Origin of the sequence: Arthrobacter sp. 3Tela_A (assembly GCF_049311025.1) — a bacterium.
Taxonomy (GTDB): Bacteria; Actinomycetota; Actinomycetes; order Actinomycetales; family Micrococcaceae; genus Arthrobacter_B.
Genome location: NZ_JAXIOM010000063.1, coordinates 1 through 21,917 on the forward strand (window position 1 = coordinate 1; position 21,917 = coordinate 21,917).

The following is a 21,917-nucleotide window of genomic DNA, read 5'->3' on the forward strand; positions in this document are numbered from 1 at the left end:
AACAAACCCGCGCGCCCGGGCGGCGGGGGGGGGGGGGGGGGGGCCCGCGGTTTGGCTAACTGCTGGGCGCCCAGAATGGTTCGGCGTGCCCGGTCAAGGGAGAAGGCTGCTGGCATGCAGCCATCCTAGGACCGGGACGGACGGACCTCTAGGCTCCGGCGTTCATGTCCTGGGCCGCCGGTGAGGCGTCCCGGTAGCCGCGCATTTCCTCACGGATTTCCTCGGAACCCTCCGCGCACTTGGAGTCCAGGGTAATGACGCCGTAGGTCCAGCCCTTTCGGCGGTAGACCACAGACGGCGCTCCGGTGGCGGCATCGACAAAGAGATAGAAATCGTGGCCAACCAGTTCCATGTTGTCGACAGCGTCGTCAAGGCTCATGGGGGCACCCGGGAAGACCTTGCGACGGATAAGGACCGGGCACTCGCCGGTCTGCATGTCCTGGTCGGCTTCGTTGCTCTCTGCCGGGACAGGTTCTGCCGCTGCGAACTGGGAAGACAACGGTTCGGAAGTGCTGACTGGCTCCAGCCCGGCCGTGGCCACCCGCACAGGGACGGGGGTATGACGCCCGCGGTGCACCTTGCGCCGGTCGCTTGCACGGCGCAGGCGTTCCATAAGCTTGCCGTAGGCCAGGTCGAAGGCCGCAAATTTGTCCGCGGAGGATGCCTCGGCGCGGACCACGGGACCTCGGCCCAGGACAGTCAATTCCACGGTGAGGGAGCTGTCGGCTTCACGGACGTTCTCGTGCTTGGTGACCCGGGCATCGACCCGCTGCACCTTGTCTCCGAGGTTCTCGACCTTGCCGATCTTTTCGGCGGCGTACTGACGGAACCGATCGGATACTGCAACGTTGCGTCCGCTGATCATGAATTCCATGGTGCCCTCCAATATTCTTCGGTGACACAACAACGGCCGCTGCCAGTTTCCTTCGCGACCGTTGCCGCAGGATTGCTCCATTTCTTGAAGCAATCCATACCCAACACGTTAGATCACCCGGAAGGTTTATTCACCTTCTGACCTTGGCCGCTGTTCGTGTGCCGTGCTCCCGCACGTGATTTCGCAAGCAGGCCGGGGCGGGCTGCCGGTGCTGTTTCCCACTCCCGGCGCGGGGGCACGCACCGCTGCGATGACCGCCCCTGCAGCCACGTGCGCCCCGGCGGCGCGCAGGGCACGGGCAGCTTCGGCCAGGGTTGCCCCTGTGGTGAGGACATCATCTGCCAGAAGGACACTAATTCCCTGCAGCGTCCCCGGCGGCCCGGCTGTCATCGTGCCGTGGACATTCCGCCTCCGGGCCCCGGCTCCCAGGCTTTTTTGGGCTCCCCTGCCACGTGTCACCAGCCCGGTGCCGGTCCGGTATTTCAGGACGCGGCGGATGCCCGTGCCAGCCGGCAGCAGGCCGCGGAGTCCCACCTTTGCAAGGATGAGCTGCAGAGGGTCATAACCCCGCCGCGTCCGGCTGTGGAAACTGCCCGGCACGGGAATGACTGCCAGCGGGCCGGGATGGCCGGACGCCCGCACTGCTTCATGCAGCGCCCGGGCCATGGCTTCGGCCAGGATGCCGGCCAGATCCGTGTGCCCGTGGTTCTTGCAGGCAAGCAGCACCCTGGCCAGCCCGCCTGCGTACCGTCCGGAGGCAATGACCGGAAGGGGAACCGTTTCCGCCGGCTCCTCTGCCGGCGGACCGAAAGCTTTCCCGGTCCCGGAGCGGGGATCGGCGGGCGGGAGCATGGCAGCGCCGGACGAGGCGTCGAAGGGTCGCAGCGTGGCATGCCGCACCGCCAGGGCGCATCCGGTGCAGAGCGATTCGTCCGGTGCCCCGCAGACCACACATTCTGCCGGCAGGAGCACCGAACGCAGTTCCCGGCAGGCAGCGAGGAGGGCAGCTGGTCCGGGAGCAGCCAGCCAGCCCTCAAGTGCCTGCTGGGGTGTCCGGCGTCGTGCCATGGAAACAGCTTGGCGGTTCCGCCGGATCAAGTCCCGCAGGTGTCCCGGCCAGGGGAAACGATGCCTGGCTCCCGCGGAAATGGGCCCCTGTGGAGGCGCAGACGTCTTACTGGCTAGCCCGGGAACGCCGGATCGCGGATTCCGTCGATTTCCCGGATCCAGCCGTTGCCCAGCTTTTTGTAGACGGCCTCCGTGGTCTGCAGGAACAGGTCATCCGGTCCGTCCCCGCCGCTGAGGCTGAAGCTGCCGTCCCATCCCGCCAGTTCCTGGTTGTCTTCCGCCGGATCAAGGATGACCGGGACCAGGGAATCGTCCTGGCCGCGCTGCAGGGCCGCCACCTTGGTTTCGCCAACCCAGACCGCGGTGGTCACCGGCTCATTCGTCCATAGTTCCAGCGGGCTCGTGAGCGTCTGCGGCGCACCGTCCGACGAGCGGACGACGCCGGCAAGCAGCACGCGGGATGCACCGTCCTGCTCCACTACCAGCAGCGCCCGGGCCCCGTCCCGTGAGAGCCTCAGTTCCCGCACGCTCATGTCCGAGAGCCAGGACGGCGTCAGGCCCGTCTGGGTGGACGCGGAAAGGTTCGGGCCCACGGCGATGAGCTTGCTGCCCTGTCCCTGAGAGGAGGCGGACCAGATCCATCCTTCCGGATCAATGCTGGGACCGGTCAGCCCGCGGCCGGTGGCGACCTGGGCAACGTCCTTGTCCGGTCCTGTGACCAGCAGGGTGCTGCGGTCTCCGGAGAGGAAGGCGATGGTGTCCAGCTCCCCAACGGAGACTGCCGGGTCCCGCGGCTCGTATTCGGAGACATCGGGCAGGTTCTCGATGGCCTGGGACTGCCGGTCGCGGAAGAAGACGATGTCCTGCCCCAGCACACCCACCTGGGTGTCCCCCACGCGCGGGTCATGTTCAACCGCAATCAGCTCGCTGCTCGGCGGCCCCAGATCCACCTCGCGCTGGTTTACCGTCATTTCAACCGAGTTGACGTTGGTGAGCTGGCGCAGGTTCTGCTCCAGCTGCATCTTCATCTGCTGGCGGTTGAGGTCGGTTGAATCCTGAAGCACTTCGGCGGAGAAATCCACGGCAGCCACACCGGAGACCACCGGCACTGCATCGCGGGCAAGTTTGGTCTCCACGGGGAAGGCGCTGGTCACCGCCCCTTCCAGGTACGGTGCCGGCCCGGCCAGCATGGCGTTGACCACCGAAGCGGCCATGCCGGAGCGCTGGACGAACCAGCGGGTGTCCGGAACCCAGTAGCGGTAGGTGCTGGAGTAGAAGTAGAGGTTGTGCGCCCGGAATACGAGCGGGAACGTCACATCGGAGATCATCACGCCGTTGGGGATGCCGCTGATCCGCCACTGGCCGTCCTGCTCCACCAGGCGCACCTGAATCGTCTCCGTGGTTCCGGGAGCAGACTCGGTGCGGATGCCCTTGGCATTGACGGAGGCGACAACTTCCAGCTGGATCTGGAAGGCGTTCGGTTCCGGCAGCGGCACCACGTTGGGATCCGCACCGTAAATGACCACCCGTTCATTCGGCACCCACGACGCCGCCAGCTCCGCCGTAAGGAACTCCCGGGCTGCGGTGTAGTCCTCCGCGGCCCCGACGCCGGCGGAGATGAACCCTTCGATGATCTCCTGCGGTCCGGCGTCTTCAGCCGGTCCCGGCGGGTTGTAGAAAAGCTGGTTCGTGAGGGCGCTGCCTCCGGCGCTGGCTGTTGCAGTGCCCACCGGTCCAACGGTCGGAATGGAAGAGCAGCCCGAAAGGAACAACACGGAGGCAAGGAAGGCAGCGGCAAAGACCGAACGTCTCCTGGTCCTAGGCATTTGTTCCCTCCCCGTCGGCGTTCAGGGCTGTCAGTGCCCTGGGCGGAGACGGCAGCGCGGTGTCCTGCGGCGAGAGCGGAACCGGAGAAGCTGCAAAACCTTCTCCGTGCCGGCGGGGCAGGGTCAGCCGGAAGCAGGCACCGTTGCCGGGGCTGCCCCATGCTTCGAGCCAGCCGCCGTGCAGCCGGGCGTCCTCGGCGGCGATCGCCAGTCCCAGCCCGCTTCCTCCCGTGGTCCGTGCCCGGGCAGGGTCAGCCCGCCAGAACCGGTCAAAGACCCGGGCGGCGTCGTCCTCGGTCATGCCGATCCCATAGTCGCGCACTGCCACGCCCACGGCGTCGGCATTCGTCGCGACGGCGATTTCCACGGGCTTGCCCTCACCGTGTTCAAGCGCGTTGACCACGAGGTTGCGTACGATTCGTTCAATGCGGCGCGGATCGGCGTCGACCACCACGCGGTCCTCGCGGCTCACGATTCTCACCTCCGACCCGTTGTTCAGGGCCAGCGGCTCGGTAGCGTCCACGACGTCGCGGACAATGCCGAGGATGTCCGCGGCCTCCAGATCGGGTTCAGCCGCCCCGGCGTCGAAGCGGCTGATTTCCAGGAGGTCCGCCAGCAGCGCCTGGAAGCGTTCCACCTGGTGGTAGAGCAGTTCCGTGGACCGTTTGGACACCGGATCGAAGCCTTCGCGGGCATCGTAAAGCACTTCGGCTGCCATCCGCACTGTGGTCAGCGGGGTGCGCAGCTCGTGGGAGACGTCGGAGACAAAGCCCTGCTGCATCCGGGAGAGCTGCGCCAGCTGCGTGATCTGGTCCTGCAGGGTGGCGGCCATGTGGTTGAAGGAAGCGGCCAGGCGGGCAACTTCGTCCTCGCCCTTGACCTCCATGCGCTCCTGGAGTTCCCCGGCGGCGAGTTTCTCCGAGACGGAGGCAGCAGCGCTCACGGCACCCACGCCCGCCTTGGTAACTACCCAGGCAATGGTGCCGATGATGGCCAGGAGCAGCCCGCCCGCGATCCACAGGATGCGGTGGATGTCATCCAGGGTCTGCTGCATCGTGTCTAGGTCGTAGATCAGGTACAGCGCGTATTCGGACCGGTCCGGGGGCAGCGTCACCTTGGTGCCGAAGGCGAGGCCGGGTTCACCGTGGGCAAGGGCCAGCGCGGACCAGTGGACGATGTCTTCGCCGTCGGGGTCCAGTGCCTCGACCGCCGTGCTCAGGGGTTCGGGGATGCCGCTGGCGGTGATGCCGTCGCCCAGCGGTGAAACGTAAAGTTTTTCCTGTCCCGGCAGCGGTGTGAGCAGATACCGGCGCGGAGTTTCCGCGCCGCGGCCCTCCAGCAGGGAAAGGGTGTTGGAGACCAGCCGCTCGGTTCCTTCGCGGTCCGCGGCTGCCGTGGTCCGGAAGTTCTCCTTGACGCTGCTCAGGCCGGAGGTCGCCTCAGCTTTGAACTGGGTCAGCCGTTCCTCATACAGTGCCCCGGCGATCTGGTTCGAGAGGAAGGCTCCGATGCCGCCGGCTGCCAGGATGACGAGCAGCAGCGTAGCCAGGACCGTCTTGAACTGCAGGGACCGGCGCCAGCGTAAGGCGATCTTGGCCACGGTGGCGCGGTGCACCGTTTCGGCAGCCCGGCGCAGGGCCGCACCGGCATGGGCAAGGCGTGCCTTGGCCCGTGACTTTGGACCGTTCGGCACACCGTCCTCCTCCGCGCCGGCGAAGGGCTCGGAGCTAGTTCTGGCCGGCTTTGTAACCGACACCGCGGACCGTCAGGACAATTTCGGGTGCTTCAGGATCCCGTTCGATCTTGGACCGCAGGCGCTGGACGTGCACGTTCACCAGGCGGGTATCTGCGGCGTGGCGGTAACCCCACACCTGTTCAAGCAGCATCTCCCGGGTGAAGACCTGCCACGGCTTGCGGGCCAGCGCCACCAGGAGGTCGAATTCCAGGGGGGTGAGGGCAATCCGCTCGCTGCCCCGGGAGACAGAGTGTCCGGCAACGTCAATGGAGATCTCTCCGATGGACAGGGTCTCCGGGGCCTTGGAATCGACCGGACGCAGCCGGGCACGCACCCGCGCCACCAGCTCGGCGGGCTTGAACGGCTTCGGCACGTAATCGTCGGCGCCGGATTCAAGGCCGCGGACGACGTCGGCGGTGTCAGACTTGGCGGTCAGCATCACGATCGGCAGATCGGACTCGGCACGGATCTGGCGGCACACTTCGATGCCGTCCATGCCCGGGAGCATCAGGTCCAGCAGGACGAGGTCCGGCTTGGAGCTGCGGAAAACTTCCAGCGCCTGCGCGCCGTCGGCACAGAAAACGGGGTCGAACCCGTCATTGCGGAGCACAATGCCGATCATTTCGGCCAGCGCTTCGTCGTCGTCTACGACCAGTATCCGTGCCTTCATGCTTTTCTGTTCCCCGTTACTTCCTGCCCGCAGGGCATTCGACGTCCTGGGCTGGTTGGAAACCCGCACGCCATTTCTGTGCGCTCTCACCGGACATGCGGCAGTCGCATCCTGGAGAAAGGCATGCCGGAGTAGCCCATGTTATCCCTATCATCCCTAACGGCATATTTTTGCCCCGGCCCGCCGGGTCCCCGTCAGCGCGTCCAGAAACTATAGTCGGACTAGGAGAAACAAGACCATGAGGCAAAAAGGCGGGGCGCAAGGATGAGTCAGGACAATCACAACGAACCCGAACCCGGCGGTGCACCCCGCCCTGGCTCCGGACCGGACCCCTCTCCTCCGCAGGCGCCCTGGACACAGCCCCCGCAGTGGGGGCAGCAGCCCCAATGGGGTCAGCAGCCGCAGTGGGGGCAGCAGCCGCCCAACCAGTCCCTTCCGCCCTACGGCCAGCCTGCGCCGCCGGGATGGTCCATCCCCTACGGCTCGAACCCGTACGGCAGCACGCCCGGCGGATATCCGCAGGGTCCCTATCCTCCGGGCCAGTACAGTGCGCCTCCCAAACCCGGCGTTATTCCGCTGCGTCCCCTGGGCCTGGGCGAAATCCTGGACGGAGCGTTCCAGGCCTGCCGCCGCAACCCGGCAGCGACTTTCGGCATCGCGGTGCTCATCCAGGCCGTCATCTCGGTCCTCACGGTCATTTTCGGCCAGTCGCTGCTGGCCCCGATCAGCGAAATCGGGCTCGAATCGGAACTGACGGATGAACAGGCGCTGTCGCTGGGCACCACCGCGATCACCGGCGGAACCGCCCTGACGATCGTCTCAGCCATCGGCATCCTGCTCATGCAGGGCCTGCTGGTCATCCCCGTGGCGCGGGCCATCCTGAACCTCAAGACCGGGTTCGGCCAGACCTGGCGCCTGGCCAAGGGCTCCGGCCTGCGGCTGGCGGGCCTGGGCCTGCTGCTCTTCGCCGCGGCCGCCGTCGGCATTGTCCTCTTCATTTTCCTGCTGGTCCTGGTCATCGAGTTCCTGGGGCCCCTGGGTGTGTTCCTGACCGTCGTCGGTGTCCTCGCGCTGGTCGCAGTGTTTGCCTGGCTGTCCGTAAAACTCGCGCTGGCTCCGGCGGCGCTGGTCGCCGAACCCCGCGGCATCTTTGCCGCGATTTCCCGGTCCTGGACCCTCACCCGGCGGAACTGGTGGCGCACCTTTGGCATTCTCCTGCTGACCAGCGTCATCGTTTCAATCATCGTGTCCGTCATCAGCACCCCGATCACAATGCTGATCACCCTCTTTGCCTCCTTCGGGACCGCGGAAGCGGCTGCCGACGATCTCTCCTCGGTGCTCCCGGTCCTGATCCTGACGACGGCGGTGTCCGCTTTCTTCGGTGCCGTCGGCTACGCCTTCCAGGCCGCGGTCACCTCACTGCTCTACATTGACCTGCGGATGCGCCGGGAAGGCTTCGACGTGGTCCTGATGAAGGACCAGGAAATCGCGGCAGCTTCCGGACCGGACTTTGTTCCGGGCCGGAACACACCCCCGGCAGGCTCAGGCCAGTGGCCGCAGGGCCCATACACCGGTTCCGCCTAGGGCTGCATGAGGACAGCAGTGATTTTCCGGCAGGCCCCTGCGGTGCCGGTAGAGCCAGACGCCGACCAGGCCAGGAACTGGCTCGAGAATGAGCTTTCCAGGGCCGAGTACCAGGACGCGCAGCCCGGCCTGCTTGAACGCGCCGTCGCGAAAATCCTGGAGTTCTTCGCGGAGCTGCTTTCCGGAATTCTGGGGGTTGGCGCGCCTGTTGGCATCCTGCTTCTGGCGCTGGGGGCAGTGGTGCTGCTCGCGCTGGCCGTACTGGTGGTCCGGCCGCGCCTGAACGCCCGGAAAAAGCCGGCCGGCCTCTTCGACGAAACGGCCGCGGACCAGGACGCCGCCGGCCACCGTGCACTGGCAGAGCAGGCGGCGCGGTCCGGGAACTGGGATGCAGCCCTGGCCGAACGGCTGCGCGCGATCCTGCGCTCTGCTGAAGAACGGATCATCCTGCACCCCCAGCCCGGGCGCACCGCCCGTGAAGCCGGAACCTCGCTGTCCGCCGTCTTCCCCGCAGCGGCGGAGGAAATCCACTGGCTGAGCCGGCGTTTCGACGAGGTCCGCTACGGTGGCAGCCGCGCAGCCGAACCCGATGCCAGGCGGGCCGCAGACCTTGATTCAGCACTGCTTGCTTCCCGGCCGGCAGCGCCCGGGGCTTCCGCTGCGCCCATCCTGGCGGTGCCCAAATGAGTGCACCCGTACAGGCACCCGCCGCGCCGGAACAGGCCGCCGCTTCCGGAGGCAGCAGCACCACCGCGCTGCGAAACCGGCTGCGTGCCTGGCGGTTGTGGATCGTCCTCGCCCTCCTGCTCGTCGGCGGAGTGGTCCTGACCCTGCTGACCTCCTCCGGTTCCGACCGGACTCCCCTCTCAGCTGCCAACCCGGCACCGGAAGGCGCCCAGGCCGTAGTCCGCGTCCTCCAGGAACAGGGAGTGGAGGTAGTGCAGGCAGAAGACTATGAGAGTGCCCTTGCCGCGCTGGAAGACAAGGACGCAGCCCTGCTGTTCTTCGATCCCAACGAATACCTGACGGGCTCCCGGCTCAGTGAGCTCGAAGCGGCAGCACAAAAGCGGGTACTGGTGGAGCCGACCTTCGCGCAGCTGCGGGCACTCGCCCCGGACATCTCCCAGGCCGGTCTGGTTCCGGAGGACATTATCGACGCCGGCACGGTCTCCGAGGCACGCTGCCCGGACCCCACCGCAGAAGCCGCGGAATCCATCAGCGCCGGAGGCCTGGCCTACCGCGGCCCGATCACCTGCTTCCCCGTGACCGGCAGCAGCGAACCCACAGCAGGTCTCTACGCGGCAGCCGGTGACGGTTCCGCCGCGGTCCTGGGGTACAGCGGCCTGCTCGCCAACGGAACCATCGCAGCGAACGGCAACGCCGCCCTGGCCCTCTGGGCCCTCGGCAGTGAGGACACCCTGGTCTGGTATCTGCCGGTGCCGGCGGACATCCCGGCCGGAGCCGAACCGGTGAATCCGTTCAGCCTCCTGCCGGACTGGGTCAACCCCCTGCTCGCGTGGACCGTGGTGGTGGCTGCCCTGGCTGCCTTCTGGCGCGGCCGGAGGCTTGGCCCGCTGGCCCTGGAGCCCATGCCCGTTGTTGTCCGGGCCGCCGAAACCGCCGACGGCCGGGCACGGCTCTACCAGGACAGCAGGGCACTTGACCGTGCCGCAGCCAACCTGCGCGCAGCCACTCTGGTGCGGCTGGCTTCCCGGCTTCGGCTCGGGCCCGGCCGCGCTGCCGCCGAGGTGGTCCAGGCCGCGGCCCGAAGCTCCGGGCGTTCGGCCGCGGACGTTGATTCACTGCTTAACCGGCACATACCTGCAAACGACAGCGACCTGGTGGCCTGGTCACAGGAACTGCTGTACCTAGAGGAAGAGATAACCGAACCATGACCCAGCACTACCCGTCGGTGTCAGGCTCCCCCGAGGCCGGCAGCGTCCAGACCAACGCCGCCGAGGCGGGCGACAACGCGCGCCGGGCACTCCACAGCGTCCGCCAGGAAGTCGCCAAGGCGGTGGTGGGCCAGGACGCTGCCGTCACGGGGCTGATTATCGCGCTCCTTGCCCGCGGGCACGTGCTGCTGGAAGGTGTTCCCGGCGTGGCGAAAACACTCCTGGTGCGGACCCTGGCGGCGGCACTGTCGCTGGACACCAAGCGTGTGCAGTTCACCCCGGACCTGATGCCCGGCGACGTGACCGGTTCCCTGATCTACGACGGGCGCACCTCCGAGTTCAGCTTCCGGGAGGGACCGGTCTTCACGAACATTCTGCTGGCCGATGAAATCAACCGCACTCCGCCCAAGACCCAGGCTTCGCTGCTGGAGGCGATGGAAGAACGCCAGGTCACGGTGGACGGCGTTTCCCGGCAGCTTCCGGATCCGTTCCTGGTGGCCGCGACGCAGAACCCGGTGGAATACGAGGGCACCTATCCCCTGCCGGAAGCACAGCTGGACCGTTTCCTCCTCAAAATGACCCTCGATCTTCCCTCCAGGGAGGACGAGATCGAAGTGATCCGCCGCCACGGCAGCGGCTTCGATCCGCGCAACCTGTCGGCCGCTGGTGTCCGTCCGGTGGCCGGCGAAGCGGATCTGCGCGAAGCGCGTGAAGCAGTCGCCCGGGTGGAGGCGTCCCCGGAAGTGCTGGGCTACATCGTGGACCTGGTCCGTGCCAGCCGCTCGGCGCCGTCGTTCCAACTGGGCGTTTCCCCGCGGGGGGCCACGGCCCTGCTTAACACGGCCCGGGCCTGGGCCTGGCTGTCGGGGCGCAGTTTCATCACGCCCGACGACGTGAAGGCGCTGACGCTGCCCGCGCTGCGGCACCGGGTGTCCCTGCGGCCCGAAGCCCAGATGGACGGGGTCAGTGTCGATGATGTGCTCAGCAGCATCCTGGCCACCGTCCCGGTTCCCCGCTAGCTGATGGCAATCTCGCACCGCCTGGTCATCCTCGGCGCACTGGGTGCCGTCGCCGTTGTACTCTTCCCCGGCACGGGGACGATCCTGGCCTGGCTGGGCCTCGTGGCAGCAGCCGCCGTGGTGGACGCAGCCTTGGCTGCCCCGCCGCTGAAGATCCGGCTGGAGCGGGAGCTTCCGGAAAGTGCGCGCCTGGATGAGGAAGTGCCTGCGGCACTGGTGGTCCGCAATGAATCCGGACGCACACTTCATGGCGTCCTGCGCGACGCATGGCAGCCCTCCGCCGGCCAGCAGCAGGCGGAGCGCCGCGTCACCGTTCCCGCCGGGGAAGCGCGCCGGGCCTCCGGCACGCTGCGCCCTGAACGCCGCGGGGACCTGCGCACCGCTTCGGTCACTGTCCGCTCCTTCGGACCGCTCGGTCTGGCGGCCCGGCAGCGTACCGTTGCCTACCCTGGCGCACTGCGGATCCTCCCGCCCTTCCGGTCCAAGCGACACCTCCCGGCGAAGCTGCGCCGGCTGCGTGAACTGGACGGCAACGCCTCGGTTCAGCTGCGCGGCGCAGGCACCGAGTTCGATTCCCTGCGTGACTATGTCCGGGGTGATGACGTCCGGTCAATTGACTGGCGGGCGACGGCGCGCCGCAGGGACACGGTGGTACGCACCTGGCGTCCGGAACGGGACCGCCGGGTGATCCTGGCCCTGGACACGTCCCGGACGGCTGCCGCGCGGATCCTGGATGAGCCACGCCTGGACACCGGGATCGAAGCCTCCCTGCTGCTGGGGATGCTGGCCCACGGCGGCGGCGACCGGGTGGACTTTGCGGCCTTCGACCGCCGGGTCCGTGCCCGGGTGGATTCGGCGGCCAAAGCCAACCTGCTCAGCCGGCTCGCCGGTGCCATGGCCCCGCTGGATGCCGAACTGATTGAAGCGGATTTCTCCCTGCTGCCCGGCGTTGTCGCCTCAGTGTCCTCGCGGCGTTCGCTGGTGGTGCTGATTACGTCGCTGGACGCCGGTGCCGTGGAAGAGGGACTTCTTCCGGTGCTGCCGTCGCTGCTGGCCAAACACGTAGTGGTGGTGGCCTCAGTCCGCGACCCGGCCCTGGATGAGCTGCGGACCGACCGGACATCGGCGTCGGCGGTCTTCCGTGCCGCCGCCGCCGAACGGGCCCTGCTTGACCGGGCCGCTGTAACAGCTCAGCTGAGGTCCATGGGCGCCGAGGTAGTCGACGAACCTCCGCATGAGCTGCCGCCCAAACTGGCAGACATGTACATTCGGCTCAAAGCCTCCGGGCGCCTCTGATCCTTCCCTCCCGGCCCCCTGGACGCAGAGCCCGCACGCTCAGCCCACATGCTGGCCCGGGCGGCGTAGGCTGGGTAAATGACTGATGGGTCCGTGTACCAGCGGGCGCTGGGCGCCGCCTTTGGCCGCCTGCAGCCCCAGCTCCAGGACTATTTCTCGCTGCAGCCGGACGAGGGCCGGTACGGTTTTGGCTCCGGAGTGTTCGACGTCGCCGGCTGTCCCCGGCCGGTGCTGCGCCCGGCGCTCTCAGCGCTGCCGGTCTCCAATGCGTTCTTTCCCGATTTTGGGCGCGGCGTGCCGTTCACCATCCGCAACTACGCGCACCGTGATCCGTTTGGCCGGTCCTCGCTGACCGCGGTCCGCACGTTCGAATTCGACCGGGGCGAGCGGATCTTCGAAGACACCACGTCGCTGACTTCCCCTACCGGACTCACCGACTACGTGGGCCGGCGGCGCAACCTGGCCACGGATCTGGACCTCTCAGTGTCATCAGACGGCAGGCTGCACATGCATTCGCCGCATACCCGGCTGTTCCTGCGCCGGCTGCGGATTCCGGTTCCGGTGCTGGCCGGCGCCGATGCGCACGCCGAACAGTGGTGGGACGAAGAGACCGGACGCTTCCGAATCCGGACCCTGGTCCGCCAGCGCCAGCTCGGCACCGTTTTTGTCTACGACGGCAGTTTCACCTACGGGTACCGGGATTTCGACGGCGTCCTGCCGCCGGACGCCGAACCGGAGAAATGGGAGCGCAGGCTCTAGCCTGGCCCGATAATCTCAGTTCTCGGCAGCCAGCTGGTCCAGAGCGGAAGCCGTCTGGGTAAGGCGTTCGAGCACCCTCCGTGCGCTGGAGGGCGAAAGATCCGCAAGGTCACCGGCCGGTAAAATACCCACTGCCGGCAGGTCCCGCAGGGGAAGGCCCACCCGCTGCCAGGGCGCAGTGATGTCCTGCACCAGCGCCGTCACCTGCCGGGGTGCTTCCCCCGGGGCAGGCAGCGGCAGGATGCCGAGCCACAGCTGCTTACCGGCTTCAACGGCCTCCGCAAGACCTTCCCAGTCCCCGTTGCCAAGTCCCCGCAGGGGCACAGCGATGCCGTCGGCACCCGCTCCGAGGGCAAGGTCAAGTCCGGAACCCGGCTGGCGGTGGCTGGCTGAAGGCAGATTCAGGACCACCGCGGAGGCCCCGGCAGCCAGCAGGGATTCACGCAGCAGGCTCCAGGAGAGCGACGCTTCCTGCACCGGGACCGAACGAAGCGTCCGGTATCCGCTGGCGGTGGGAATGCGGCCGCCCAGCACCTTGTCCAGGAGCGGCTCATCAACCTGGACGGTGATGCCGGCGCCGCGGGCAACCGCTTTGACGCGGGACACGTACTCTGCCGCACCGGCGGCGAGTGACTCGGTGAGTTCCCGCCGCGCACCGGCGTCGGACAGTGCCCGTTCGCCGTTGTGCAGGTAGAGCCCGGCGGCCAGGGACAGCGGGCCCTGAAGAGAGACCTTGAGCCCGGAGCCTGGGGCTTCTTCCTCGCCGATGACGTCGGCGAGCGTATTGATGTCCCGGGAAAGCAGGGAAACTGCCCGCCGGTAGTCGATGCCGGGACGGTCCACCAGGCGCCAGCCGTGCGGCTGCAGGTCAACCGGCAGATCCATCAGCAGCGCAGCGGTCCGGCCCACGGAGTCGGCCCCGACGCCGCGGGCGGGCAGTTCAACCAGGAACGGCAGGTGCGGATCGCCCAGTTCCCCGCGGATGGTCTTCGCGGCTTCCAGCGGGTCAGTGCCGGGCCAGGTGCCCGCGGCTGTCGCCCTCACGCCGGAGGGCGCAGCGGTGGCAGGCTGCTCAGGCTCCTTCTGCATTGCTACCGCCGTTGCGGGTCTCGGAAATGGCCTGGTGGTGCCGGATGACTTCGCTGATGATGAAGTTCAGGAATTTCTCGGCGAACGCGGGGTCCAGGTTGGCGTCTTCGGCCAGCCGCCGCAGCCGGGCGATCTGGGCCACTTCACGGCCCGGATCCGCCGGCGGAAGGTGGTGTTCGGCCTTCAGATGGCCCACCCGCTGGGTGGCCTTGAAGCGCTCTGCCAGAAGATAGACCAGCGTGGCGTCGATGTTGTCGATGCTGCTGCGCATGGCAAGCAGCTCGGCCATGACCTCATCGGCCACCTTCCCGGCTAGGGAACTGGCAGTGGGGTCGAAATCGTCAGCTGGTGCAGTACTCATGACTCCAGTTTAGGGTCCAGCCGGAGACGCGCAGACGCAGGTTACGGCAGCCGGGACTAGGAGACGGCTGCCGGGTCCCACTGCAGCGACCGGGCCGAATCGATTGTGGCCTGTCCCAGCACACGCGTGCCCTGGTAGAGCACCACGGTCTGCCCGGGAGCGACGCCGCGCATGGGGTCCTTCAGCCGGACCACAAGTTCGCTGCGGGATTCCTCCCCCGTCTCCATCCAGGCAGTGGCCGGAACGGGGTCGCCGTGGGCACGGACCTGTGCGGTGCACTCAAAGGTTTCCCCGGTGGCTACCTCGCGGATGGGCAGCCCGGCCCAGGACACCTTGATGCCGCGCATCTGATCAATTTCCAGCAGCTTTTCCGGTCCCACGATGACCTTGTTTTCCTTCGGCCGGATCTCCAGCACAAAGCGCGGCTTGCCGTCGGCAGCCGGGCGGCCCAGCTTCAGGCCCTTGCGCTGGCCGACGGTGAACGCGTTGGCGCCGGGATGTGTGCCGAGGGTTTCTCCGGAGGGGTCCACGATCTCGCCCTCGGTCATCTCGATGCGCTCTTCGAGCCAGCCGCGGGTGTCGCCGTCGGGAATGAAGCAGATGTCGTGGCTGTCCGGCTTGTTGGCAACGGAGAGGCCGCGGCGCTCTGCTTCGGCCCGCACCTCGGCCTTGGACGGAGTGTCAGCCAGCGGGAACATCGCATGCTTGAGCTGCTCGTGGGTCAGGACACCAAGCACGTAGGACTGGTCCTTCGCCCAGTCCGCGGCACGGTGCAGTTCCGGGTTGCCGTCGGCGTCGGTAATCACCTTGGCATAGTGGCCGGTGCAGACTGCGTCGAAGCCCAGCGCCAGTGCCTTCTCCAGCAGCGCGGCGAACTTGATCCGCTCGTTGCAGCGCATGCAGGGGTTGGGTGTGCGGCCGGCAGCGTACTCGGCGACGAAGTCATCAACAACGTCTTCCTTGAAACGCTCCGAGAAGTCCCAGACGTAGTACGGAATACCCAGGATGTCGCACGCCCGCCAGGCGTCACGCGAGTCCTCGATGGTGCAGCATCCGCGGCTGCCGGTGCGCAGGGTGCCCGGCATGCGGGACAGCGCCAGGTGGACCCCGACGACGTCGTGCCCTGCCTCCACTGCCCGTGCTGCGGCTACGGCGGAGTCGACTCCGCCGCTCATTGCTGCCAAAACCTTCATTAGCTAAAACCCGTTCCTGCTGTTCGTATGCTGCTTTCACTGCCCGCCATGCCGGCCTTCTTGGCCCGTTCGTATGCTTCGGGCAGGGCATCTATCAGTGCATCAACGTCTTCGGCGGTGGATGTATGCCCCAGGCTGAACCGCTGGGCGCCCCGCGCCTCTGTTTCGCTCAGCCCCATGGCGAGCAGCACATGGGACGGGCGCGGTACCCCGGCGGTGCACGCCGAGCCGGTGGACGACTCTACCCCTGCAAGGTCCAGGAGGAAAAGCAGGGAGTCTCCCTCGCAGCCGGGGAAGGTGAAGTGTGCATTGCCGGGAAGCCGGCGGGTGCCCTCTTCGTCATCGCGGGGTCCGCGCAGCACAGCTTCCGGAACGGTGCGTTCGACGGCGGCAATCAGGTAGTTGCGCAGGGTGCGAAGGCGCGCGCTTTCCTCGGCAAGGTTCTCCGTGGCTTCCCGGGCTGCGGCGGCAAACGCCGCGATGCCGGGCTTATCCAGGGTGCCGGAGCGGATATCCCGTTCCTGTCCCCCGCCATGAAGCACCGGAGTGAGTTTGACGGCGCGTCCGACCACCAGGGCTCCAACGCCCACCGGTCCGCCAATCTTGTGTCCGCTGACGGCCATGGTGTCCAGACCCGATTCGCGGAAGCTCACGGGTACGGCGCCAAAGGCCTGCACGGCATCGGAATGAACGGGAACTCCGTAGGAGTGCGCCAGTTCCACGAGCGCCGGAATGTCCTGGAGGGTGCCTACCTCGTTGTTCGCCCACATCAGTGTGACCAGGGCTGTCTCGGCACCGTGTTCTTCCAGCTCGCGGCGCACCGCATCAAGGCTGACGACGCCGTCGGAATCCACCGGCAGCCAGGAGACTTCCGCGCCTTCGTGCTTCTGGAGCCACTCCACGGTGTCCAGCACGGCGTGGTGTTCGATTGGTGAGCACAGGATGCGGGTGCGGCGCGGATCAGCGTCCCGCCGGGACCAGTACAGGCCCTTGACCGCCAGGTTGTCCGCCTCGGTTCCCCCGGAGGTGAAGATGACCTCGGACGGGTGGCAGTCAAGCGCAGCGGCGAGGGCCTCGCGGGAGTCTTCCACCACCATCCGGGCACGTCTGCCGGAGCCGTGCAGCGAGGACGGGTTGCCGCTGCGGCTCAGTTCGGAGGTGAGTGCGGCGAGGGCCGAAGCCGAAATCGGCGTGGTCGCCGCGTGGTCGAGGTACACGGGCACCAGACAATTCTAGCGCCCGGTCCCCGGGCTGCGGTCCGCTTCCGGACGGGCGATGGGATTCGGCGGCGCCGGGGCACGCCGCCGGGCCCGTAACGGCGCACCGCAGCACGGATCCCAGCGGCTAGAATTGGGGCTCCACCGGGAGCGAACAGGCGCCAGAAGGTGAACTAATCCGGGCCCTGCTGCGTTATACCGGTGCCTGTGCCGGTTAGTGCAGGCGCAAGTGTTCGTCCGTGCCGCGCCCCTCCGGCGCCGCGGTGCTACCGAAAGGACCAGCAGTGACTCCCCCAGCCCAATCGCTTTATGAGGTACTGGGGCTCACGCCGTCGGCCACCGTTGATGAGATCAAGTCCGCCTACCGGCGCGCTGCACGACGGACCCATCCCGACCACGGGGGCAGCAGCGAGCACTTCCACCTAATCTCCGAGGCCTACCAGGTCCTCTCCGACCCCGAGCAGCGCAGCGCGTACGACCGCAGGCTGGGCCGTTCCGGTGCCGCCGGCCCGGTGGCCGGAGCATCCCCCGCACGCCCGGCGGGAACGGCAGGATCCGGTGGAGCCGCAGGATCCGGAGCGGCAGCGGGCAAACCGGTCCCGAATCCGGACTTCGGCAAGCCCCCGGTTTTCGAGCCGGACTTCACTCCGCAGCGTCCGCCGGCGATTCCGCTGGCCATGATCGGGCGCCAGGTCAACGGCGAACCTGAACGCCCCGGCCTGTTCAAACGGATGGGCTCCTCCGCCGGATCACGCTTCGACGCGGAGAATCTCACCATTGGCCTGCTGGCCAACTCACTGCTGCCGGATTACCCGGCCGGCCGGCTTGTTAACAGTCTCCGAATCCCGGACAGCGGTCCCCGCGGCGGGAACCTGGAAATAGGACACGTCCTGCTGGGCGGCTACCGGATGGCAGTCATCGATTCGATCATGGCGTCCCCGGGCGCCTGGTACTGGGACGGCACGCAGCTGCGCCACCGCGGACGGGCCGTGGGTTCGCTGCGCCTGGCCGACGCCGTCCGGACGCTGCAGGAAAGGTTCCCCGATGTGCGGGTCTCGGGCTGGCTGGTCCTGCACAGTCCCAATCAGAACCCGTTTGAGCCGATTATCGACTCCCCGCCGAACCTGCCCGAGTCGGCGCCGGTCGACGTCGTTAATCCGGGAACGCTGGCCCGGGACCTCCGCCGGTTCTTCAGCACCGGCCCGCAGCCGAACACCGTCCTGCTTCCCGTCCTGGGTGCACTGCTCGACGCGACAAAGCAGTAGCGGCACGGGCATAGGATAAAGACGTGTTCCGCATCCTCTTCTATACCCCTGAAATCCCGGGCAACACGGGCAACGCGATCCGCCTTGCCGCGATCACCGGCGCCGAACTCCATCTGGTGGAGCCCCTGGGCTTCGACTTCGAGGACTCCAAACTGCGGCGGGCGGGCCTGGATTACCACGACCTCGCCGTGATGCACGTGCATCCGAATCTTGAGGCTGCCTTTGAGGCGCTGAAGCCGGAGCGTGTCTACGCTTTCACCTCCGACGGCGAGACCTCCTACACGGATGTGGCATACCAGCCCGGCGACGTCCTCCTCTTCGGCCCCGAGTCCGTTGGCCTGCCGGAGGAAGTCAAACATGACCCCCGGGTCACCGCCCGGGTACGGCTGCCCATGCTCCCGTCCCTGCGGTCGCTGAACCTTGCGAACTCCGCGTCCATCGCCGTCTACGAAGCCTGGCGCCAGCACGGCTTCGCAGGTGCCCAGCTCTAAGCCAAAGGACCCACCATGCCCGAGCAGCAGCCCCTTGCCGACATTTTCGACGCCGGCGCCGGCGACTTTGAGCGCATGGCGCCCTCGTTGTGGAACCCCATGGGCAATGCCCTGGTTGCCGCGGCGGACGTGAAGCTGGACGAGAGTGTCCTGGATGCCTGCTGCGGCGGCGGCTCCATCACTGTTCCTGCTGCCCAGAGCGCCGGTCCGGGTGCCATCGTGGATGCAGTTGACCTCTCGGCGGAGCTGCTCGAGGTGGCAGCTGCCAAGGCCGAAACGCTCTCGCTGGAGAACGTGGTCTTTACCCAGTCGGACATTCTGGGGTACCGCCCGGACACGGAGTACGACGTCGTGCTGTGCGGTTACGCCGTGTTTTTCCTTCCGGACATGGATGCCGGTGTGCGCCATCTGGCCTCGCTGCTGCGCAGCGGCGGCAGGTTTGCCTTCAGCACCTGGGCCGAAGGCGCACTCACGGAGTTCTCCTCCGCCCTGTTCCGGCACTGTGCTGCCGAAGGCGTGGAGCTTCCCGGCACCAGCGAGTCATCGCGGGACAACATGCTCCGCATCAATACCCCGCAGAAGGCCTCGGACTGGCTGCAGGAGCTGGGCCTGAAGGACGTTCACGCCGTGCACACGTCCGCTCCGGTGCAGCTGAGCCCGGACCTGGCCTGGTCGCTGGTGATGGGCAGTCCGCTGCGCCTGCTGCTGCCCGCCGATGCCGCGGCCGCAGGTCGGGTCCGTGACGCCTTCCTCGCCGAGCTGGGCGAGGAGTACACCCTGAACGCCGACACGCTGCTGGTGACGGCCGTAAAGCCTTAGAAGCCGGCGATGGTGGCGGGAGTGTTCACTCCCACCACGTGGAAGACCTCGGCGCTGGTGCCGTCGGGCAGCCCGTGCCGCTGCGCGTTCTCCTGCAGGAAGGAGCGTACGGCCGACTCCATGCCGGCAAGGTCCGGATGCTGGCTCGCATGGACCCGGACGGCTGCCAGTTTGGTCTGAACCTCAGCGGTAATCTCCACGGCGTGGTTTTCGCGTTCCCGGGGAGCACCGTAGAACACCAGCCACGGCACCTTCCAGGCGTGCAGCCCGGCGGCTTCGAGCTCGGGATAGGCAAAGGGATTCTCCGCCGCAGGGTAAACCGCGCGGGTCACGATTTCCCCGCACGCCAGGTGGTCCGGGTGGCTGGCCTGGATCCGGGACCAGTTTCGCTCCGGGTGCATTGAAAGCACGACGTCGGGACGCACCCGGCGGATCAGCTCCACGGCCTTGCCAACCACCTCATGGTTCACGGCAAGGAAACCGTCCCGCTCCCCCAGGAAATGGATTTCTCCGGCGCCCACGATGTCAGCCGCCGCGCGCTGTTCTGCGTTGCGGCGGGCAGTGATGTCCTCGCGGCCGCCGGCTTCGAAACCGCCCGCATCCCCTGAGGTCATAATGCAGTAGGTAATCTCTGTCCCCTGCGCCGCCCATTTGGCCAGGGTGCCGGCGGCACCGAAATCGATGTCGTCCGGGTGCGCCGCGAACGCCAGGACACGTCCGGGCGCGGCACCGGGGAAACCGCTCACGCGCGCCGCTTCCGGATTTCCTCGGAGGCCTGGGGCAGCACTGACGCCAGGTCTCCCACAATGCCGAAGTCGGCGATCTCGAAGACGGGCGCGTCGGGGTCCTTGTTCACGGCCACAATCACCTTGGCAGTCTGCATCCCGGCCTTCTGCTGGATGGCACCGGAAATGCCCGCGGAGATGTACAGCTGCGGGGAGACAGTCTTGCCGGTCTGGCCCACCTGGGCCGAGTGCTCGATCCAGCCCGCGTCGGTGGCTGCACGGGAAGCCCCGACAGCACCGCCGAGCAGGTCCGCGAGTTCTTCGACGGGACCGAAGTCTCCGTCCACGCCGCGGCCGCCGGCCACGATGACCCGTGCTTCGGAGAGCTCAGGGCGTCCGCTGACGCGCTTCTCGGAGCGCTCGGCTACGGCGGCTGCCGGGCCGGCATCCGGAACCGTCACCAGGCTGCGCTCGGGAGTTCCGCCGTCGCCGGGTTCTGCCGGTTCCACGGAGTTCGCCTTGACAGTGATGACCGGGGTTCCGGTCTGGACCCGGCAGGTTGAGGTGTAGGAACCTGCCAGGACGGACTTGGTCACGGACAGGTCCGGGGCCACGGCCACGGCGTCGGTGATGACCCCGGAACCGAGCTTGATTCCTACCCGGGCCGCGACTTCCCGGTCCTCGAAGGAATTGCCCAGCAGTACGGCGTCGGGATTCGCGGCACGGACCGCTTCGGCGAGGAAGGCAGCCTTGGCCGCTACCAGCACGTCCGGCAGTTCCTGGGCGGGTTCGTAAATGCGGGCGACGCCGCAGGCACCCAGCGCCGCGGCGGCGTCGTCGGCCAGCGGCCGGGGGACGGCCACTTCGGCAGTGCCGAGCGTGGCGGCAAGGGCCAGCAGTTCACGGGCGGCGCGGGGAAGCGGAAGGGATGGAACGTCGAGAAATACCAGTACGGAGCCCATGGGGCGCTCTCCTAGGTGTGCGGGCGCGGCAGCGCCGTAAGGGACGTGCTAGATGAGTTTCTGGGAAGCGAGGTAGTCCACCAGCTTGATGCCGGCGTCACCGTCGTCAGTGATGATGGTGCCGGCGCCGCGCGCAGGCCGCGGCGCGGAAGCCGCCACGGACGTCCAGGAGCCGTCCTTGCCCACCTGCGCCGGATCCACGCCAAGGTCCTGGAGCGAAAGCACGGTAACCGGTTTCTTCTTGGCGGCCATGATGCCGCGGAAGTTCGGGTAGCGCGGTTCGTTTGCCTGGTCGGTGACCGAGACGACTGCCGGCAGCGGAGCCTCGATGATTTCCGAATAGGAGTCACCGTCCCGCCGGGCCCGCAGCACCGGACCAGCTTCGCCGGCCACGGTCTGAAGCTCCGACGCGAAGGTCACCTGTGCGAAACCAAGCCGTTCGGCGAGCTGCGCGGGAACCAGCGACGTTTCGCCGTCGGTCGAGGCCATGCCGGTGATTACCAGGTCCACCGGTCCCTGCGCGGCTTCCACCTGCCGGACGGCCGCGGCGAGCGCCAGCGAGGTGGCAGCGGCGTCGGAGCCTTCCAGTGCCTCGTCGGAAAGGTGCACGCCTTTGTAAGCACCAATCTGGAGGGACTTCTTCACGGCATTCACTGCGGCCGCGGGTCCCATAGTGAGGGCGGTGACGGAGTTGCCGCCCTTCTCTCCCCCGCGTTCCTCCGCGAGCTGGAGGGCGGCTTCAAGCGCGTACTCGTCAAGTTCGGAGAGGATGCTCTCGGAACGGTCCAGGGTGTGGTCCGGTCCGTCGAGGCGGCGGTCAAACTGGGTGTCCGGGACGTGCTTCACCAAAACAACAATGTTCAGCGGCCTGTTGGCTGACTCCTGCATTCCGGCCTTTCCTGTAGGAAGATTCCGCCGGAACATGCTCCGGCATCCCCCGCCCGTCGGCGGCGACAGCTTAAAGCTAATCACACGCTGCCCCCGGGCCCGAACGCATCGGCTGCGAAAAAGGCTCCCCCCCCCCCCCGCCGGGGGCGGCGGGGGGGGGGCGCGCAAGCCCCCCCGGGGG

Annotated in this window: 21 protein-coding genes; 9 read left to right on the forward strand and 12 right to left on the reverse strand. The window is 67.5% G+C overall.

Annotated features, from left to right (window positions below; genetic code table 11):
• Positions 1–148: 148 nt before the first annotated feature.
• The 5 genes from hpf to mtrA all read right to left on the reverse strand — a co-directional run bounded on the left by hpf (position 149) and on the right by mtrA (position 6,173).
• Positions 149–874 carry a ribosome hibernation-promoting factor, HPF/YfiA family gene (gene hpf, locus TVC13_RS15350; protein ID WP_422402048.1) on the reverse strand — a complete coding sequence of 242 codons (726 nt, stop codon included), beginning with the start codon at positions 872–874 and terminating at the stop codon, positions 149–151.
• A 126-nt stretch (positions 875–1,000) separates the two neighbouring features.
• Positions 1,001–1,942, reverse strand: coding sequence for a ComF family protein (locus tag TVC13_RS15355; RefSeq protein ID WP_422402049.1), 942 nt, complete (start codon positions 1,940–1,942; stop codon positions 1,001–1,003).
• Between the two features lie 113 nt (positions 1,943–2,055).
• Positions 2,056–3,672 carry an LpqB family beta-propeller domain-containing protein gene (locus TVC13_RS15360; RefSeq protein WP_422402050.1) on the reverse strand — a complete coding sequence of 539 codons (1,617 nt, stop codon included), beginning with the start codon at positions 3,670–3,672 and terminating at the stop codon, positions 2,056–2,058.
• A gap of 88 nt (positions 3,673–3,760) precedes the next feature.
• The gene (gene mtrB, locus TVC13_RS15365; protein ID WP_422402051.1) at positions 3,761–5,461 is read right to left on the reverse strand and encodes an MtrAB system histidine kinase MtrB; all 1,701 of its coding nucleotides are present in this window, start codon (positions 5,459–5,461) and stop codon (positions 3,761–3,763) included.
• Between the two features lie 34 nt (positions 5,462–5,495).
• Positions 5,496–6,173: an MtrAB system response regulator MtrA gene (mtrA, locus tag TVC13_RS15370; RefSeq protein WP_422402052.1), complete on the reverse strand. Its 678-nt coding sequence runs from the start codon at positions 6,171–6,173 to the stop codon at positions 5,496–5,498.
• Positions 6,174–6,437: 264 nt separating this feature from the next.
• Between mtrA and TVC13_RS15375 the strand changes: the two genes are divergently transcribed.
• The 6 genes from TVC13_RS15375 (at position 6,438) to TVC13_RS15400 (ending at position 12,726) form a co-directional block, all read left to right on the forward strand.
• Positions 6,438–7,757, forward strand: coding sequence for a glycerophosphoryl diester phosphodiesterase membrane domain-containing protein (locus tag TVC13_RS15375; protein WP_422402053.1), 1,320 nt, complete (start codon positions 6,438–6,440; stop codon positions 7,755–7,757).
• A 42-nt stretch (positions 7,758–7,799) separates the two neighbouring features.
• The gene (locus tag TVC13_RS15380) at positions 7,800–8,444 is read left to right on the forward strand and encodes a DUF4129 domain-containing protein (protein ID WP_422402054.1); all 645 of its coding nucleotides are present in this window, start codon (positions 7,800–7,802) and stop codon (positions 8,442–8,444) included.
• Positions 8,441–9,652 carry a DUF4350 domain-containing protein gene (locus TVC13_RS15385; protein ID WP_422402055.1) on the forward strand — a complete coding sequence of 404 codons (1,212 nt, stop codon included), beginning with the start codon at positions 8,441–8,443 and terminating at the stop codon, positions 9,650–9,652. Before TVC13_RS15380 ends, TVC13_RS15385 begins: the two co-directional genes overlap by 4 nt.
• Positions 9,649–10,671 carry an AAA family ATPase gene (locus TVC13_RS15390; RefSeq protein ID WP_422402056.1) on the forward strand — a complete coding sequence of 341 codons (1,023 nt, stop codon included), beginning with the start codon at positions 9,649–9,651 and terminating at the stop codon, positions 10,669–10,671. Before TVC13_RS15385 ends, TVC13_RS15390 begins: the two co-directional genes overlap by 4 nt.
• 3 nt (positions 10,672–10,674) lie before the next feature.
• Entirely contained in the window at positions 10,675–11,967 is a 1,293-nt protein-coding gene (locus TVC13_RS15395) for a DUF58 domain-containing protein (protein ID WP_422402057.1), read from the forward strand.
• A 78-nt stretch (positions 11,968–12,045) separates the two neighbouring features.
• Positions 12,046–12,726, forward strand: a complete 681-nt coding sequence (locus TVC13_RS15400; RefSeq protein WP_422402058.1) for a DUF4166 domain-containing protein — start codon at positions 12,046–12,048, stop codon at positions 12,724–12,726.
• Between the two features lie 15 nt (positions 12,727–12,741).
• On the opposite strand, the gene TVC13_RS15405 is transcribed toward TVC13_RS15400, so the two are convergent.
• From TVC13_RS15405 to TVC13_RS15420, 4 genes are read right to left on the reverse strand one after another with little or no spacing between them, the layout of a single operon-like run.
• Positions 12,742–13,815, reverse strand: coding sequence for a hypothetical protein (locus tag TVC13_RS15405; protein ID WP_422402059.1), 1,074 nt, complete (start codon positions 13,813–13,815; stop codon positions 12,742–12,744).
• The gene (locus TVC13_RS15410; RefSeq protein ID WP_325791460.1) at positions 13,799–14,176 is read right to left on the reverse strand and encodes a chorismate mutase; all 378 of its coding nucleotides are present in this window, start codon (positions 14,174–14,176) and stop codon (positions 13,799–13,801) included. Before TVC13_RS15410 ends, TVC13_RS15405 begins: the two co-directional genes overlap by 17 nt.
• Positions 14,177–14,232: 56 nt before the next feature.
• Complete coding sequence (mnmA, locus tag TVC13_RS15415) at positions 14,233–15,369, reverse strand: tRNA 2-thiouridine(34) synthase MnmA (RefSeq protein ID WP_422402060.1); 1,137 nt, start codon at positions 15,367–15,369, stop codon at positions 14,233–14,235.
• A complete protein-coding gene (locus TVC13_RS15420; RefSeq protein ID WP_422402061.1) occupies positions 15,369–16,592 on the reverse strand; it encodes a cysteine desulfurase family protein in 1,224 nt (407 codons plus the stop codon). Before TVC13_RS15420 ends, mnmA begins: the two co-directional genes overlap by 1 nt.
• A 278-nt stretch (positions 16,593–16,870) precedes the next feature.
• Between TVC13_RS15420 and TVC13_RS15425 the strand changes: the two genes are divergently transcribed.
• Genes TVC13_RS15425 through TVC13_RS15435 form a run of 3 tightly spaced genes read left to right on the forward strand, consistent with a single transcriptional unit; the run spans position 16,871 to position 19,161 of the window.
• Positions 16,871–17,851 carry a J domain-containing protein gene (locus TVC13_RS15425; RefSeq protein ID WP_422402062.1) on the forward strand — a complete coding sequence of 327 codons (981 nt, stop codon included), beginning with the start codon at positions 16,871–16,873 and terminating at the stop codon, positions 17,849–17,851.
• A gap of 23 nt (positions 17,852–17,874) precedes the next feature.
• Positions 17,875–18,342: a tRNA (cytidine(34)-2'-O)-methyltransferase gene (locus TVC13_RS15430; protein ID WP_422402063.1), complete on the forward strand. Its 468-nt coding sequence runs from the start codon at positions 17,875–17,877 to the stop codon at positions 18,340–18,342.
• A gap of 15 nt (positions 18,343–18,357) precedes the next feature.
• Positions 18,358–19,161 carry a class I SAM-dependent methyltransferase gene (locus TVC13_RS15435; protein ID WP_422402064.1) on the forward strand — a complete coding sequence of 268 codons (804 nt, stop codon included), beginning with the start codon at positions 18,358–18,360 and terminating at the stop codon, positions 19,159–19,161.
• Here TVC13_RS15435 and TVC13_RS15440 read toward each other — a convergent pair.
• From TVC13_RS15440 to TVC13_RS15450, 3 genes are read right to left on the reverse strand one after another with little or no spacing between them, the layout of a single operon-like run.
• The gene (locus TVC13_RS15440; protein WP_422402065.1) at positions 19,158–19,907 is read right to left on the reverse strand and encodes a PIG-L deacetylase family protein; all 750 of its coding nucleotides are present in this window, start codon (positions 19,905–19,907) and stop codon (positions 19,158–19,160) included. The genes TVC13_RS15435 and TVC13_RS15440 overlap by 4 nt on opposite strands.
• Complete coding sequence (locus TVC13_RS15445; protein ID WP_422402066.1) at positions 19,904–20,848, reverse strand: electron transfer flavoprotein subunit alpha/FixB family protein; 945 nt, start codon at positions 20,846–20,848, stop codon at positions 19,904–19,906. The genes TVC13_RS15440 and TVC13_RS15445 overlap by 4 nt, the downstream gene beginning before the upstream one ends.
• Positions 20,849–20,896: 48 nt before the next feature.
• Complete coding sequence (locus TVC13_RS15450) at positions 20,897–21,736, reverse strand: electron transfer flavoprotein subunit beta/FixA family protein (RefSeq protein WP_422402067.1); 840 nt, start codon at positions 21,734–21,736, stop codon at positions 20,897–20,899.
• Positions 21,737–21,917 lie beyond the last annotated feature (181 nt).